General features: G+C 70.7%; 14 protein-coding genes. 2 read left to right on the top strand and 12 right to left on the bottom strand.

Annotated features, from left to right (window positions below; translation table 11 throughout):
* Positions 1-15: 15 nt before the first annotated feature.
* From FFG40_RS13710 to rplS, 3 genes are all read right to left on the bottom strand, one after another.
* On the bottom strand, positions 16-723 hold the full coding sequence (locus FFG40_RS13710) for a ribonuclease HII (protein ID WP_111056311.1): 708 nt from the start codon (positions 721-723) through the stop codon (positions 16-18).
* Positions 720-1,463 carry a signal peptidase I gene (gene lepB, locus FFG40_RS13715; protein WP_138803669.1) on the bottom strand — a complete coding sequence of 248 codons (744 nt, stop codon included), beginning with the start codon at positions 1,461-1,463 and terminating at the stop codon, positions 720-722. The genes FFG40_RS13710 and lepB overlap by 4 nt, the downstream gene beginning before the upstream one ends.
* 122 nt (positions 1,464-1,585) lie before the next feature.
* Positions 1,586-1,942 (bottom strand): 50S ribosomal protein L19, encoded by a 357-nt coding sequence (rplS, locus tag FFG40_RS13720; RefSeq protein ID WP_017888254.1) that lies wholly within the window; start codon positions 1,940-1,942, stop codon positions 1,586-1,588.
* Between the two features lie 168 nt (positions 1,943-2,110).
* Here rplS and map point away from each other — a divergent pair, with 168 nt between their 5' ends.
* The gene (gene map / locus FFG40_RS13725; protein ID WP_027465881.1) at positions 2,111-2,902 is read left to right on the top strand and encodes a type I methionyl aminopeptidase; all 792 of its coding nucleotides are present in this window, start codon (positions 2,111-2,113) and stop codon (positions 2,900-2,902) included.
* 158 nt (positions 2,903-3,060) lie between these two features.
* Here the strand turns inward: map and trmD are convergent, their stop codons facing one another.
* The 8 genes from trmD to aroA all read right to left on the bottom strand — a co-directional run bounded on the left by trmD (position 3,061) and on the right by aroA (position 12,627).
* Positions 3,061-3,753: a tRNA (guanosine(37)-N1)-methyltransferase TrmD gene (gene trmD / locus FFG40_RS13730; RefSeq protein WP_071244857.1), complete on the bottom strand. Its 693-nt coding sequence runs from the start codon at positions 3,751-3,753 to the stop codon at positions 3,061-3,063.
* Positions 3,754-3,758: 5 nt separating this feature from the next.
* The gene (rimM, locus tag FFG40_RS13735) at positions 3,759-4,304 is read right to left on the bottom strand and encodes a ribosome maturation factor RimM (protein ID WP_171907871.1); all 546 of its coding nucleotides are present in this window, start codon (positions 4,302-4,304) and stop codon (positions 3,759-3,761) included.
* Positions 4,305-4,323: 19 nt separating this feature from the next.
* Positions 4,324-4,560 (bottom strand): RNA-binding protein, encoded by a 237-nt coding sequence (locus FFG40_RS13740; RefSeq protein ID WP_017888258.1) that lies wholly within the window; start codon positions 4,558-4,560, stop codon positions 4,324-4,326.
* A gap of 3 nt (positions 4,561-4,563) precedes the next feature.
* Complete coding sequence (gene rpsP / locus FFG40_RS13745; protein ID WP_027465884.1) at positions 4,564-4,977, bottom strand: 30S ribosomal protein S16; 414 nt, start codon at positions 4,975-4,977, stop codon at positions 4,564-4,566.
* A 164-nt stretch (positions 4,978-5,141) separates the two neighbouring features.
* On the bottom strand, positions 5,142-7,277 hold the full coding sequence (locus tag FFG40_RS13750) for an FAD-dependent oxidoreductase (protein WP_138803670.1): 2,136 nt from the start codon (positions 7,275-7,277) through the stop codon (positions 5,142-5,144).
* 4 nt (positions 7,278-7,281) lie between these two features.
* The gene (locus FFG40_RS13755) at positions 7,282-8,127 is read right to left on the bottom strand and encodes an SDR family oxidoreductase (protein WP_138803671.1); all 846 of its coding nucleotides are present in this window, start codon (positions 8,125-8,127) and stop codon (positions 7,282-7,284) included.
* A 67-nt stretch (positions 8,128-8,194) separates the two neighbouring features.
* A complete protein-coding gene (locus tag FFG40_RS13760; protein ID WP_138803672.1) occupies positions 8,195-9,373 on the bottom strand; it encodes an acyl-CoA dehydrogenase family protein in 1,179 nt (392 codons plus the stop codon).
* On the bottom strand, positions 9,370-12,627 hold the full coding sequence (gene aroA / locus FFG40_RS13765; RefSeq protein ID WP_138803673.1) for a 3-phosphoshikimate 1-carboxyvinyltransferase: 3,258 nt from the start codon (positions 12,625-12,627) through the stop codon (positions 9,370-9,372). Before aroA ends, FFG40_RS13760 begins: the two co-directional genes overlap by 4 nt.
* Positions 12,628-12,746: 119 nt before the next feature.
* Here aroA and FFG40_RS13770 point away from each other — a divergent pair, with 119 nt between their 5' ends.
* The gene (locus tag FFG40_RS13770; RefSeq protein WP_027465888.1) at positions 12,747-13,886 is read left to right on the top strand and encodes a glutamate--cysteine ligase; all 1,140 of its coding nucleotides are present in this window, start codon (positions 12,747-12,749) and stop codon (positions 13,884-13,886) included.
* Positions 13,887-14,143: 257 nt separating this feature from the next.
* On the opposite strand, the gene ffh is transcribed toward FFG40_RS13770, so the two are convergent.
* Complete coding sequence (ffh, locus tag FFG40_RS13775) at positions 14,144-15,694, bottom strand: signal recognition particle protein (RefSeq protein WP_027465889.1); 1,551 nt, start codon at positions 15,692-15,694, stop codon at positions 14,144-14,146.
* Positions 15,695-15,721 lie beyond the last annotated feature (27 nt).

Raw genomic sequence — 15,721 nt, forward strand, 5'->3', positions numbered from 1 at the left:
GAGCGGGCGACGGGCTCAACCCGCGACGGCGTCGAGTTGGTCGAAGCCGTCCAGCGCGACGCTCGAAGCCTGGTGCAACCAGGACTTCCGGTGCAGCGCGTGCGCCCCGATCGTCCGGATCGCGTCGTAGTGCGCCGTCGACCCGTAGCCCTTGTTCGACACCCACCCGTAGTGCGGAGCCTCGTCGTGCGCCGAGATCATGAGCGCGTCACGGGCGACCTTCGCCACCACCGACGCCGCGGCCACCGAGGCACAGTCGCGGTCGGCCTTGACCCGGACGACGACCTCGAGCGGATCGGCTGCCGGACGGAGCGACGCGGGCAGGGCGCGGCTCAACCAGTCGAACGAGCCGTCGAGCACCACCACCGCGCCGTCGAGCGACACCCCGTCGGCGACCAGGGAGCCGAGCGCCTGCGCACCCGCTGCGCCGAGGGCCGGGACGATGCCCTGCTGGTCGACGAAGTCCGCCGATGCCATGCCGACCGCCGTGCGTGCCCAACGCTGCACGACGGGCACCAGGTCGGTGCGGCGCGCTTCGGAGAGCAGTTTGGAATCAGCGAGCCCCTGGGGCACACGACCGATGTCGAGCGTCACCGCGGCCACACCGACGCCGACCGGACCGGCGATGGCGCCACGGCCGACCTCGTCCATGCCGATGACCGTCACGCGGCCCTCGGCGAGCAGACGTTTCTCGAGCCGGAGCGACGGACGGACGGCGGTCACTCGTCGCGCTCCTCCACGCCGGCGAACACCTCGGGATGGTCGTCGAGCCACGTCCAGCGGCTCGCCGGCCACGAGATGACGAACGCGCGTCCCGTGACGTCGGACATCGGGACGAAGCCCTTCGACGGGGTGTCGCCGTTGTACCGGGAGTCCTTCGAGTCGTTCCGGTTGTCGCCCATCACCCAGACGGTGCCCTTTGGCACGGTGACCGAGAAGTCGGTCGCCGAGGCCGGGGCGCCGGCGGGGAGCTTCAGGTACGGCTCCTTGATCGGAACACCGTTCACCGACATCTGCCCGAGGTCGTTGCAGCAGGACACCTTGTCACCGGGCAGACCGATGACGCGCTTGATCAGGTGGTCGTCGCTGTCGCCGGTGCCGAGACCGACCTGGGTCAGGGCCCAGTCGATCGCCTTGGCGGGCTGGGTGTCCGGCGTGACGCTCGGCACCTCGGATCCGGTGAGCCAACCGCCCGGGTCCTTGAACACGACGACGTCTCCCCGCTTCAGCGCCACGGCGCCGGGGACGAGCTCGTTGACGATCACCCGGTCGTTGATCTGCAGCGTGTTCTCCATCGACGCCGACGGGATGTAGAACGACCGGATCAGGAACGTCTTGACCAGGAACGACACGAGCAGCGCCGCGATGAAGATGATGACGAGGTCGCGGAGGAATGTGAGGACACCGTTCCGTTGCTTCTCGGCACGTGGCCTGCGCCCGGAATCCTCTGTCGTGTCCGTCATTTCCGCTCTCGTTCGAACCACTGACTCCCCGCAATGGGAAGAGCCCCCCGTCGATGCACAACCGTACATGGACGAGGGGCTCGCAGCGTCGTCCGGCTCGCGGACGTTCACTGTGAAGGCGATCAGGCGTCGCGCTTCTCCTTGATCTTGCGGCGGGCCGCCTTGCCGCGGAGCTCGCGCAGGTAGTAGAGCTTCGCACGACGGACATCACCCTTGGTGACGATCTCGATGTGGTCGATGATCGGCGAGTGCACGGGGAACCAGCGCTCGACGCCGACCTGGAAGCTCACCTTGCGGACCTTGAAGGTCTCGCCGATGCCGTGGCCCTGACGGCCGATGACGACGCCCTGGAAGACCTGGATACGCGAGCGCGTGCCTTCGATGATGTTGACGTGCACCTTGATGGTGTCGCCGGGACGGAAGTCCGGGACGTCGGTACGCAGCGATGCTGCGTCGACGTTGTCGAGGAGCTGGCTCATGGTGGGTTTCACTCTCTGCGGACGCGCACGGGTCGCCGCGGATCGAAGGTTCGGAAAGTGGTGGTGCGTGCCCGGTGTCGGCGACTCCCCCGTGGCAGAGTCCAGCCAGGGCACAGCGTTCAATACTGCCACAGAGAGCGCGGGAGACAAAACGACGAGGATGGACCCATGATCGAACTCCGCACCCCCGCCGAGCTGGACGGACTGCGCGTCGCCGGCCGGTTCGTGGCCGACGTCCTCGACGAGTTGCTCGAGACCGTCGACGTCGGCGTCAACCTGCTCGACCTCGACCGCGTCGCGGCCAGGATGATCGCCGAACGCGGCGCGGAGAGCTGCTACGTCGACTACCACCCGTCGTTCGGCATGTCGCCGTTCGGCAAGAACCTCTGCACCTCGGTGAACGACGCCGCCCTGCACGGCCTGCCGCACGACCGCACCCTGCAGGACGGCGACCTGGTGAGCCTGGACTTCGCCGCGAGCGTGGACGGCTGGGTCGCGGACTCCGCCGTCAGCGTCCAGGTCGGCACGCCGCGCGACGAGGACCAGGCCCTGATCGCCACGGTCGAGCGAGCACTCGCCGCCGGCATCGCCCAGGCGGCTCCCGGCAACAAGCTCGGCGACGTCTCGCACGCCATCGGTCACGTCGCACACGAGGCCGGTCACGACGTGAACCTGCAGTTCGGCGGGCACGGCGTCGGTCGCACCATGCACGGGGACCCGCACGTGCCGAACGACGGCCGTCCGGGTCGCGGCCTGAAGCTCCGGCCGGGGCTGGTCGTCGCGATCGAGCCGTGGCTCATGCAAACGACCGACGAGCTCTACCAGGACGACGACGGCTGGACCCTGCGCAGCGTCGACGGCTCACGTGCCGCGCACGTCGAACACACGGTCGCGGTCACCGAGGCCGGCCCCGAGGTCCTGACCCTGCGTCGCGCCCAGCGCGCCGACCCGACCGTCTGACGGACTGGAGGCACGGTGCGGGCCCGCCCCGCGCCTCCAGGCAGACCCGGCGGGGCCGGCGGGGCCGGGTTTCGTGCTCAGCGACTGTCCACGCGGAACGAACCGCGAGGAGTGTCGCTCAGCCCGAAAATCGTCCAGCGGACAAGCGCGCCAGCCGGTCAGGCAGGCGGCAGCAGGTCCGGACGGACGCGCCGCGTCCGCTCCAGCTGCTGCTCGTGCCGCCAGGCGCCGACGCGGGCGTGGTGCCCGCTGAGCAGGACGTCGGGGACGTCGAGGCCGCGCCACGACGCGGGCTTGGTGTACGAGGGGTACTCGAGCAGGCCGTCCTCGTGGGACTCCTCGACCAGCGACTCGGGGTTGCCGACGACACCGGGGACGAGTCGGCCGACGGCCTCGATCATCGCCATCGCGGCGACCTCGCCGCCGTTCAGCACGTAGTCGCCGAGCGAGAGCTCGACGACGGTGGCGCGCGACGCCGCCCACTCGAAGACGCGGGCGTCGATGCCCTCGTAGCGCCCGCAGGCGAACACGAGGTGCTCCGACGTCGACGCGAGTGACCGCGCGATCGACTGCGTGAAGGGCGTGCCGGCCGGCGTCGGGACCACCAGGGTCGACGAACCGTCGGGCCGGAAGAGCGCCTCGAGCGCCTGGGCCCACGGCTCCGGCTTCATCACCATGCCGGCGCCGCCGCCGTACGGGGTGTCGTCGACGGTGCGGTGCCGGTCGGTGGTCCACGACCGCAGGTCGTGCACGTGCAGGTCGAGCAGTCCACCGGAGCGGGCCTTGCCGAGCAGGGACACGTCGAGCACGGAGAAGAACTCCGGGAAGATCGTGACGATGTCGATCCGCACGGGGACTAGTCCGTGACCGTCTCGGGGCGCGAGGTGTCCTCGGGGTCCTCGAACAGCCCCTGCGGCGGGGTGACCGTGACGGTGCCGGCCGCGATGTCGACCGCCGGCACGATGGCCGAGACGAAGGGCACGAGGACTTCGCCGCGGGACGGCGTGTCGATCGCGAGCAGGTCCTGGGCGGGCATGTGGTCCACACGGGCGACCGTGCCGACCTCGACGCCGTCACGCAGGACCTTGAGCCCGACGAGCTGGTGGTCGTACCAGGCGTCGTCCTCACCGGTCTCGGCGTCGGCGTCCTGCTCGACCCAGAGGATGATGCGCGCCAGGGACTCGGCCGCGGTGCGGTCGTCGATCCCGGCGAAGAACGCGACGGGGTGACCGTTGTACCAGCGGAGCTCGTCCAGCTCGAGGGTCTTGCCCGACCACGGGGAGTCGTCGGGGACCTGGAGCGTGAAGGTGGCGCCCGGAGTGAACCGACGATCCGGGTCGTCGGTGTAGAGCTCGAGCTTGATGCCGCCCTTGAGCCCGTGCGCCTTCGTGATTCGACCCACCCGGAGCTGGGTCGTCTCCCTAGGAATCGGTGTCCACCACGTCGACCCGCACGCGCTTGCCGTCGGCCAGGGCCGTGACGAGGGTGCGGAGCGCCTTGGCGGTGCGCCCGGCGCGACCGATCACGCGGCCGAGGTCCTCGGGGTGCACGCGCACCTCGAGGACCTCGCCGCGTGGGGAGGTGGAGCTGGCGACGCGCACGTCGTCAGGGTGATCGACGATCCCCTTGACGAGGTGCGTCAGCGCGGATTCGAGCAAGGACTACGCCTCGGTCGTCTCGTCGGCGGTCTCGGCGTCGTCGGCCTTGGCGGCGGGAGCCGTCTTCTCCGACTTCGGCTTGAGCACGGCCTTCTTCGAGGAGTCGACCTGGAAGGCCGGCTTCGGCTCGGCGACCTTGACCTTGGACTCGGTGTCCTTCTCGCCCTTGAACTTGGCCCAGTCGCCGGTCAGCTTGAGGAGGGCCGCGACCTGCTCGGTCGGCTGCGCGCCGACGCCGAGCCAGTAGAGCGCACGCTCGGACTCGATCTTGATGACCGAGGGCTCCTCGGTCGGGTGGTACTGACCGATCTCCTCGAGGACACGACCATCGCGCTTGGTGCGCGAGTCGGCGACGACGATGCGGTAGTAGGGCGCACGGATCTTACCGAGACGCTTCAGACGGATCTTGACAGCCACAATTGCTCCTGTTTGCTTTCGTTGTGGTTGAACTGGAACCGCGGGCGTGGGGGCACACACGGCGAAAGCTCGAGAGAGATCGCTCACAGCTGGATAGAGGGTCGAGCTGCGGCGATTCGACCGTTCATTCTTGCAGATTCCCGGCCGTGATGCGAGCCGACTCGCTACGGCGCGAGGCGCCGCACCGCTTCGAGGGCCTCGGACGTCGCCCGGACCGCGTCCACGCTCCGTGCGTCCCGCGCACCGCCGACGACGGCGTACGGCACGCCGGCGGCCTGGAGGCCCGTGGCGAGTCCGCCAGGCGCGTCACCCTCGGCGTCGGTCGCGCGCTCCTGCCCGGCGCAGACCACGACGGAGTCCGCCGGCACGCCGACCTCGTCCCCGTGCTCGTCGCGGATCCAGAGCACCCCGGGTTCGATGCGCAGGTACTCCTGCACGCCGCCGACCATCCGCACCCCGGCGTCCCGCAGCCGGCCGATCGCGACCCAGCGTGAGGTGATGCCGATCCCCTGGCCGAACTTGCCCGAACGCCGGAGCACCGTCACCTCGGACCCCGGTCGGGTGGTGCGCCGTGCCGCGGGGAGTCGCTGCGGCACCTCGCCGACGAGCTCCTCGGACACGTCGAGGTCCCAGCGGGCCGCGAACTCGGCGGCTCGGACGACCTCGTCGGGCGACTCGGTCAGGAACGCCGCGGTGTCCACGCCGATGCCGCCGCCGCCGATGATCGCGACGGTGCCCTCGGGTACGCCGTTCCGCAGGGCCTGCTCGTAGGACAGCACGTGCGGCAGGTCGCTGCCGAGGACGTCGATGCTCCGCGGGACCACCCCGGCCGCGAGCACGACGGCGTCGCTGTCGACGAGGTCCCGAGCCGTGGCCGGGCGTCCGAGGTGGATCGTGGCCCCCCGCTCGGCGAGCTCGGCGCGGGCGGACCGCACCGTGGCGGCGTAGTCCTCCTTGCCCGGGACGAGTGCGGCGAGGCCGAACTGGCCGCCGAGGCGGTCGGAGGCCTCCCAGACGGTGACGTCGTGACCCCGGCGTGCGGCGTCCACCGCGGCGGCGAGTCCGGCCGGCCCGCCACCGACGACGTCGACGCGCTTCGGGTCCGCGGTCGGCCGGGCGGGGAAGGCCACCTCGCGGGCGGCACGGGGGTTCACGAGGCAGGACACCGGTGCGCCGATGATCGAGCGGTCGAGGCACGCCTGGTTGCAGCCGATGCAGGTGTTCACCAGGGCGAACCCGCCCGCGAGCGAGCGCGACACGATGGCGGGGTCGGCGAGGAACGGCCGGGCGAGGGCGACGGCGTCGATCAGTCCGTCGCCGAGCACGGCCTCACCGTCGCGCAGGTCCGTCATCCGGTTCGAGGCGATCACGCGGACGTCCGGGTACGCGGACGAGCGCACCACCGCGGCGATCCGTGCCGCGTACGTCAGCCAGGCCCCGTGCGGCACCGAGGCCTGCACGGTCGGGGTGCGGGACTCGTGCCAGCCGATGCCGACCGAGATGCCGTCGAGCCCGAGCGGCAGCAGGTCGTGCACGAGCGCGTCGACCTCGTCGTCGGTCGACGAGCCGGGCATCAGGTCCGCGCCGGACAGCCGGATCGTCACGGCGAGCTCGGGGACCGCGGCGCGCACGGCCCGGACGACCTCGATCGCGAAGCGCCGACGCCGTTCCGCATCGCCGCCCCACTCGTCGTCGCGCAGGTTCGTCAGCGGCGACTGGAACTGGTTGATCAGGTACCCCTCGGACGCCATGATCTCGACGCCGTCGAACCCGATCGCGCGGGCGGTGCGGGCCGCGGCGGCGAAGTCCTCGATGGTCCGCTCGACCTCGGCCGACGTCAGCTCGGTCGGCACCACACCGCGGGCGGCCGCCCACGGCAGGGCCGAGGGCGCCACGACGCGCTGCGGGTCGCCGTGCCGGTCGACCATGCCCGACGCGAGCGCGTACCGCCCGGCGTGGAACAGCTGCGCCAGGATCGTCCCACCCTCGTCGTGCACGGCGTCGACCGCCACCCGGAACCGCTCGTCGGCTCCCCCGACGCCGAACACCGCGAAGTCCGGACCGCCGCGGGCCTCGTCGTTCACCGCGATGCCGCCGGTGATGATGCACGCCGCCCCGCCGGCCGCCCGTTCGCGGTAGAAGGCGGCCATGCCGGCGCCGCCGTCGTCGTGCACCTCGAGCCCGGTGTGCATCGACCCCATCACCACCCGGTTCGCCAGGTGCAGGGGGCCGAGGGTCCAGGGTGACGCGACGGTCCGGAGGGACTCCGGCACGACGGGGGCGGAAGCGACGCTGCTCATGCGCCTATTCTGCGGTGTCCGCGCCCGGAGCGTCGGCCGGCAGCACCGCGTCGCGGAGGGGCGACGTCGTGTCCGACCAGTACGGCGGGGCGATCACCGTCAGACCGCCGTCCACCGAGAGCACCTGCCCGGTGATGTACCCGGCCTTGTCCGACAGCAGGAAGTCGACGGCGTCGGCCATGTCGTCGGCCGACCCGGGGCGCTGCAGCGGGAGCTTCTCGAGGACGGTGTCCATCGGCGCCTGGCCGGGGACCTTCGTGTAGAAGTACTCGAGCGAGTCGGTGTCGATGAGGCCGCCGTTCACCGCGTTGACGGTGATCTGGCGCGGACCGAACTCCACCGCCATGTACTTCATGTACGCCTCGCTCATGGCCTTGGCGGCACCGAGTGCGGCGTAGGTCGGGAACGCCCGGAGCGATCCGTACGACGTCACGACGACGATGCGGCCACCCCGGTCCATCAGTTCCGCCGCGCGCTGGGCGCCGAGCACGAACGAACGGGCGTTCGTGGCGTAGCTGCGGTCGAGGTGGTGCAGCTTGAGGTCGGCGACGGGCTTGAACGCGCTGGCCGCGGCGTTCGCGACGAACATGTCGAGGCGTCCGTAGGTGTCGCGCACCAGGTCGAACAGGGCGTCGATCGACTCCGGCTGCTCGATGTCGACCTGCGCCGTGATGCCGTCGCCGCCGGCCGCCCTGACGTCGGCCAGGGACTCCTCGGCCAGGTCGGCGTTGCCCTTGTACGTCACCACGACGGTGACGCCGCGCTGGCCGAGCTTCTGCGCGAGCAGGCGGCCGATGCCGCGCGAAGCGCCGGTGATGAGTGCGATGGGTGCGTTGGTGCTGTCGGTCACTGCGGTCCTTCAGGTGAGTGGGAGACGGACTGGAGGCGCGGGGCGGGCCCGCGGTCGTCGGTCGGTTTCAGAACCCGGCTGCGCCGGTCACGACGGCGCGGCCGACGATCAGCTTCTGGATCTCGTTGGTGCCCTCTTCGAAGCGCTGCGCGCGTGCGTCGCGGTAGACGCGCTCGATGGCGTTGCGCTTCCAGTAGCCCTGCCCGCCGTGCACCTGCAGGGCCTTGTCGGTGACCCGGGCGAGCATGTCGACGGCGACCATCTTCGAGGCGCTGGAGAGCGTGCCGGCGTCGGGACGGTCGTCCTCGTAGGCGCGGGCGGCCTCGAGCACCAGGGCGCGGGCGGCGGCGATGTCGGCGTAGTTCTCGGCCAGGTAGAACTGGATCGTCTGGCGGCTGGAGAGGCGCTTGCCGAAGGTCTCGCGCTTGTTCGCGTACTCGACGGCGAGCTCGTTCGCCCGCTCGGCGAGACCGACGGCGCTCATCGCGACGGACACCCGGCTCGGCAGCAGGAAGCCGCCGAGCGCGACCTCGAGGCCCTGGCCTTCGGCGCCCAGGCGGGCGCTGGCTGGGATCGGGGTCTCGGTGAACCGCAGGATCGCGTGGTCGGTGCCACGGATGCCCATGGTGTCGGAGTCGTCGATCACCTCGGCACCCGGCAGCCCGCTGTTCGGCATCAGGAACGCGACCGTGCCGTCCTGGCCGGTGCTGCCCTCCAGCCGAGCGGCGATGAGCCAGTGGTCGGCCGTGACCCCGAACGTGATGAGGTGCTTCTCGCCGTTCATCACGTAGGTGTCGCCCTCGCGCCGGACCGTCGTGCGGATGTCCGCTCCGGTGCCCGCGGTGGCTTCGGTCAGGGTGAACGCGACGAGCGTGTCACCGGCGACGGACGGCTTGACGACCTGCTCGATCTGCTCCGGCGTCGCGTAGGGGGCCATCGCGCGCCAGGTGCCGTTGATGACGTGCACGAGCATGCGGATGGAGGCGTGCGAGCGGGAGACGACCTCCATGATCTCGAGGTAGCGCGAGAACGGGATCGCCCGTCCGCCGAGTTCCGTCGGGGCGGCGAGGCTGAGCCACCCGTTCTCCTTGAGCTCCTGGAACAGCTCGGGGGCGACCCGGCCCGTGCGCTCGATCTCCTCCGCCCACGCCTCGCCGGGGCCGCGGACCCACTCGGTGACCTCGGCCTTGAGCTGCTGGAAGGCGGCTTCGTCGAAGCCCGTGCTCGTCTGCTCGAGGATCGTCATCGTGTCTCGTTCTCCTTCGTCGCGACGAGCGCGGCCGCCTGCTCGCGCAGGATGTTCTTCTGGACCTTGCCGACCGCGTTGCGCGGCAGCTCGGTGGTGTACTCGAGTCGTTCCGGCCAGTAGTACTTGCTCACGCCGGCCGTGTCGAGGTACTGCTGCATCCCGGCGAAGTCGAGCGGCTCGTCCGCGCGGGCGTTCACGACCCAGGCGCAGGCACGCTCACCGAGCCGCTCGTCCGGCATCGCCACGATCGCGACGTCCGTGACCAGCGGGTGCTGGTAGAGCAGGTTCTCGATCTCGACGACGGGGATCTTCTCGCCGCCGCGGTTGATGACGTCCTTCACGCGCCCGGTGATCGACAGGAAGCCCTTCTCGTCGACCTTCGCCAGGTCGCCCGTGCGGTACCAGCCGTCCGCCGTGAACACGTCGTCGGTCAGGTCCGGGCGGTCGAGGTAGCCCGCGAACATCGTCGGCGAGTGCAGCTCGAAGTTGCCCTCGGTGCCGGCGGGCAGCTCGATCCCCGCGTCGTCGACGATGCGGATCGAGATGCCCGGCAGCGCCCGGCCGTCGTGGCCGTGGGCGTCGGCGGGGTCGTCGCTCGGGCTGGACAGGGCCCCGAGACACGTCTCGCTCGTCCCGAAGGCGCCGAGGATGGCGCTGCCGAGCACCGTGCTCGCTCGCTGGGCCAGTGCACGGGGCACCGCGGCGCCCGTCGGCACGAAGATCCGGAGCGACTCGGGCTGCCCGGCACCGGCCTCGACCAGGTCGACGAGGTCGGTCAGGAACGGCGTCGCGCACTGCACGAAGGACGCCCGGGCGACGCCGAACGCCTGCTCGAGTGCGACCCGGCCGTCCCACACCGGCTGGATGACCTGCGGGGCACCGAGCCGGAACGCCAGCAGCATGCCGTACAGGAACCCGGTCTGGTGAGCGAGCGGCGACGGGATGTAGATGCGGTCGGCGCTGGTCAGCCCGGACTGCGCCACGTGCATGGCGGTCGCGAGTCCGAGCGTGCGGTGCGGGTGCTGCACGCCCTTCGGCTCCCCCGTGGTGCCGGAGGTGAAGAGCAGCTGGCAGACGTCGTCCGGCCCGGGAGCGTGCGACGCGATCTCGTCGACGTCGACGTGCACGGCGGCGAGGGCGTTCTCGAAGTAGCGCCAGTGCCAGTCGCTCGCCACGACCCGTTCCAGGGCGTCGGCGGGCAGCGGCGGCTGGTTCGTCGGGGTGTCGCCCTGCCCGCGGGCCTCGGCGCGGAGCACGATGACGTGCTCGAGCGACAGGCGACGGTCCTGCGCGGCCGCCTCGTCGATGACGTCGAGGAGTTCGAGCGCGGGACGGCGCTTCCGGAACACGTTCGGCAGGAAGACCACGCGGGCCTTCGAACGCGCCAGCGTCATCGTGGTCTCGCGGGGACCGAACACCGGCATGATCGGGGTCGCGACGGCGCCGATCTGGATCGCACCGAGGGTGATCGACACGAACTCGCGCCAGTTCGGCAGCTGCATCGCGACGGATTCACCGGTGCGCACGCCGAGTTCGAGCAGCAGGGCGGAGACCCGGTCGGCCTCGTCCTGCAGCTCCTTCCACGTGGTGTTCGCGGGGGTCGCACCGCCGACCTCGATCACGGCCAGGCCCCCGGGGTCGGTCTGCGACAGGGCGCGGACCCGCTCGCTCAGGACGAGCGGGTCGGCGTCGACGCCGGCGAGCTCGGGCAGGGCGACGGCGGGCTGCGGGGCGGTGGGCTGCGGGGCGGCGGGCTGCGGGGCGGCGGGCTGTGCGGCGGGCTGCGCGACCGGCTGGTCGGTCGGCTCGGGCGCCGCAGCCGTCTCGAGGGGCGTGCCGAGGTGCGTGCGGACCCCGTCGGCCTCGGCGGCGTCGATCCGGTCGTCCCGCGCAACCTGGGCTGCGAGCCGGTCACCGACGGACATGTCGAGCCCGACGGAGTTCATCGCCTCGAGGAACGTCGGGTAGGAGATCCGGTAGGCACGCGGGTAGGTCAGGCCGGACACCCCGTCGGCACTCGACGCCGCGACCGCGAGGGACATCAGCACACGGTGGTCGTTGAACGAGGACATCGGCGCACCGTGCAACCCGGCCGCGCCGACGCCGGTGACCCGCAGCTCGTCCGCGCCCTGCTCGGCACGGCCGCCCATCCGGTTCAGCTGGAGCATCGCCGCGACCCGGTCGGACTCCTTCAGGCGGATGTGCGCCACGTTCCACAGTCGACTCGTGCCCTCGGCGAAGGTGGCCATCGTCGACAGCACGGGCAGCAGGTCCGGGATCGGACGGCAGTCGACGTCCAGCGGCCGGAGCGGGGACCCGTCGTGCTCGATCCGGACGAAGCCGGTCTCCTCGTCGATCCGCATCGGCACGCCCATCGCGGTCGCGAGGTCCAGGAACTCGCTCTCCGGGTGGTCCGTCTCGGCCGTCGTCGTGGCCGTCATGCCGCGCAGCAGCACGTTCGACTCGCGGGTGCCGGCCGCCGCGATGCCGAACGCTGCGGAGCCGATGTCGGGCGGGATGACGTAGTCGTGCGGGGTGGCCTGCTGGCCCGCCGGGATCCGGTACTCGAGCCAGTCGTCGGAGACCTCGACCGTCAGGCCGAACTGCCGCATCATCCGCACGGTGAGCTCGACGTAGGGCTGCTCGTTGAGCCGCCCGCCAGTGATGTGGATCCGGGTCTCGTGCTCGGCGAACGGTGCCACCAGCAGCAGCCCGGACACCCACTGCGACAGGGTGCCGGCGATCGTCACGTCACCGCCGCGCGGACGCCTGGGCTGCACGGTGACGGGCGGACAGTCGTTCGTCGCCTCGAGCTCGACACCCATCTGCGTCAGCGAGGTGAGCAGCGCCTTGATCGGGCGGCGCTGGAAGTACTTCATGCCCGACAGGGTCATCGGGCGGTCGGCCAGCGAGGCGAGCCCGGTCATGAAGTAGAGCGTGGTGCCCGAGGACCCCATGTTGAGCAGTCCGTCGGCACCCCGCGAACCGTGGTCCACGACGTCGGTCGCCTGGTACCGGCCGCCCAATCCGGTCACGTGGTACGCGTTGCCGCGACGCTTGACGTCGACGCCGAGCGCGCGGAGCGTGCCCACGGTCCACTCCACCTGTCGCGTCGCGCTGACCCCGGAGACGACACTCGTCCCCTCCGCCAGCGACGCGAGCACCAGCGCGCGGTGCGCGTGGTACTTCGAGACCGGGATGTCGAGTTCTCCGACGAGCGGGGCGTTCGTCCCGCGCACCACCAACTGCATGCGTACCTCTTCCCTGTAGGAACATTTCAACGGTACGCCCACAGTGGAACTAGTTGGAGGACGATCCGCACGATCGGGACAACGCTTCGTTGTGCGTGTCCGACAAGGACCCGGGCAGGATGGACGGCATGGACATCCGCTTCACCGAGTCCCGCCCGTCGACCATCGGCGTCGAGTGGGAACTCCCCCTGGTCGACCGGGCGACCGGCGACCTCGCTCCCCGCGCCCCCGCCGTCATCGCCGCCGTGCACGAGCGGCTCGGCGACCACGACCGCGTCACCGAGGAGCTGCTGACCAACACGGTCGAGGTCGTCTCGAGCGTCCACGACCGCGTGGGGGCTGCGACGAGCGAGCTGTCCGGCATCATCGGCGAGGTCATCGACGCCGCCGAACCGCTCGACGCCCAGGTGATGTGCTCGGGCACGCACCCGTTCGCGGTGTGGGACCAGCAGGAGATCACCCCGGACAGCGAGCACTACACGACGCTGATCGACCGCACCCGCTGGTGGGGACGCCAGATGCTCATCTGGGGCGTGCACGTGCACGTCGGCATCGACGACCGCGACAAGGCGGTCCCGATCATGAACGCGATGCTCGCCTACGTCCCGCACCTGCAGGCGTTCACCGCGTCGAGCCCGTTCTGGGGCGGCACCGACACCGGGTACGCCTCGAACCGCGCCCTCATGTTCCAGCAGCTCCCGACCGGCGGGCTCCCGCCGCAGCTCGGCGCCTGGGCGAACTTCGAAGAGGTCGTCGGCGACCTCACGCACACCGGCGTCATCGACGGCGTGAAGGACCTGCGCTGGGACATCCGACCGTCGCCGGGCTGGGGCACCCTGGAGAACCGGGTCTCCGACGGCATCTCGACCCTGCACGAGGTCGGCGCCGTCACCGCGCTCGTGCAGTGCCTGGTCACCGCCTGCTCGGACCGCCTCGACGCCGGTGAGACCCTGCCCACCATGCAGCCGTGGTTCATCCGCGAGAACAAGTGGCGCGCGGCTCGCTACGGCATGGAGGCCGAGATCATCACGAACGTCGCCGGCGACGAGCGGCTCGTGACCGACGAGGTGCACGACCTGGTGCAGCGGCTCGACCCGATCGCCGAACGGCTCGGCTGCCTCGACGAGCTGCACCACCTCGACACGATGATCGAGCGCGGCGCCTCGTACCAGCGGCAGCTGCAGGTCGCGCAGGAGAACGGCGGTGACCTGCGCGCCGTGGTCCGCCACCTGGTCACCGAGTTCCGCGACGCGCTCTAGCCGCGACCGCACCGCCTCGGGCGTACCTGGCCGAATCGGGCGTACCTGGCCGAATCGGGCGAACCTGGCCGAATCGGGCGTACCTGGTCGAATCGGGCGTACCTGGTCGTTCCTTTCGACCAGGTACGCCCGATTCCACTTTCCATCGCGCGTGCGATGGGAAGGAACGACGCAACGCGACCGGAAACGGACGGGAGGCCCGGTGCCAGCTGGCACCGGGCCTCCCGTCCGTCAGGTGGTCGCGATCGCGAGCCGCGTCAGCGACCCAGGAACTTCTGCAGCGACGCGAGCTCTTCCTCGGTCGGTGCCTTGCCGCCCTTGGCGCCCCCGAGGCCGAGGCCGGACCCCTGCGGGGCCTGCTGCGGCGCAGCCGCCGCGCCGGCAGCCAAGGCCGCGCGCTTGGCGGGGTTGCCCACCTTCGACTTCTTCTTGCCGCCCTGCTGCTGCTTCTTGCCGCCGTGCATGCCCGGGATCGGACCCATGCCCGGCATCTGCGGCACGCCCCCGCGGGCGACGGTCTTCATCATCTTGGCGGCCTGCTCGAAGCGGTTGACCAGCGCGTTGACCTCGGTGACCGTCGATCCGGCACCGCGCGCGATGCGCAGACGGCGCGAACCGTTCAGGAGCTTCGGGAGCTCGCGCTCCTGGGGCGTCATCGACTGGATGATCGCCTCGGTGCGGACGATCTCGCGCTCGTCGAAGTTGTCGAGCGCCTCGCGCATGCCCTTGGCTCCCGGGAGCATGCCGAGCATGCCCTTGATGGAGCCGGCCTTGCGGAGCTGCTGCATCTGCTGCAGGAAGTCGTTCAGCGTGAAGTTGTCGGTCGCGATCTTGTCGGCGACCTTGCGCGCCTCTTCCTCGTCGAAGGCGCCCTGCGCCTGCTCGATGAGGGACAGGATGTCGCCGAGGTCGAGGATGCGGCTCGCCATGCGGTCCGGGTGGAACGGCTCGAAGTCGTCGAGCGACTCACCCGTCGACGCGAACATGATCGGACGGCCGGTCACACTGGCCACCGACAGGGCGGCACCACCGCGGGCGTCACCGTCGAGCTTCGAGAGCACGACACCGGTGAAGTCGACGCCTTCCTGGAACGCACGGGCCGTGTTGACGGCGTCCTGACCGATCATCGCGTCGATGACGAACAGGACCTCGTCCGGGTCGACGGCCTTGCGGATGTTCGCGGCCTGCTTCATCAGCTCGGCATCGACACCGAGTCGACCGGCGGTGTCGACGATGACGGTGTCGTACTGCTGGTCGATCGCGGCCTTGATGGCGTTCTTGGCGACCTTGACCGGGTCGCCGACGCCGTTGCCGGGCTCGGGCGCGAAGACGTGCACGCCGGCCTGCTCGCCGACGACCTGCAGCTGCTGCACGGCGTTCGGACGCTGGAGGTCCGCCGCGACGAGCATCGGGGTGTGGCCGTCCTTCTTGAGCCACTTGCCGAGCTTGCCCGCGAGGGTGGTCTTACCGGCACCCTGCAGACCCGCGAGCATGATGACCGTCGGCGGCTTCTTGGCGAACTCGAGCCGTCGCTGCTGCCCGCCCAGGATGCCGACGAGTTCCTCGTTGACGATCTGGACGACCTGCTGCGCCGGGTTGAGCGCGCGGTTGACCTCGTCGGAGAGGGCACGCTCGCGCACCGATGCGGTGAACGCCTTGACGACCTCGAGCGCGACGTCGGCGTCGAGGAGCGCCCGCCGGATCTCGCGGACGGTGCCGTCGACGTCGGACGGAGTCAGCCGACCCTTGCTCCGCAGATTGCGGAAGGTCTCGGTCAGCCGATCGGAGAGTGAACCGAATTGCGCCATGATCCGTCGATTCTACAAGGCTCCCGC

Source organism: Curtobacterium sp. KBS0715 (assembly GCF_005938005.2).
Lineage (GTDB): Bacteria > Actinomycetota > Actinomycetes > Actinomycetales > Microbacteriaceae > Curtobacterium > Curtobacterium flaccumfaciens.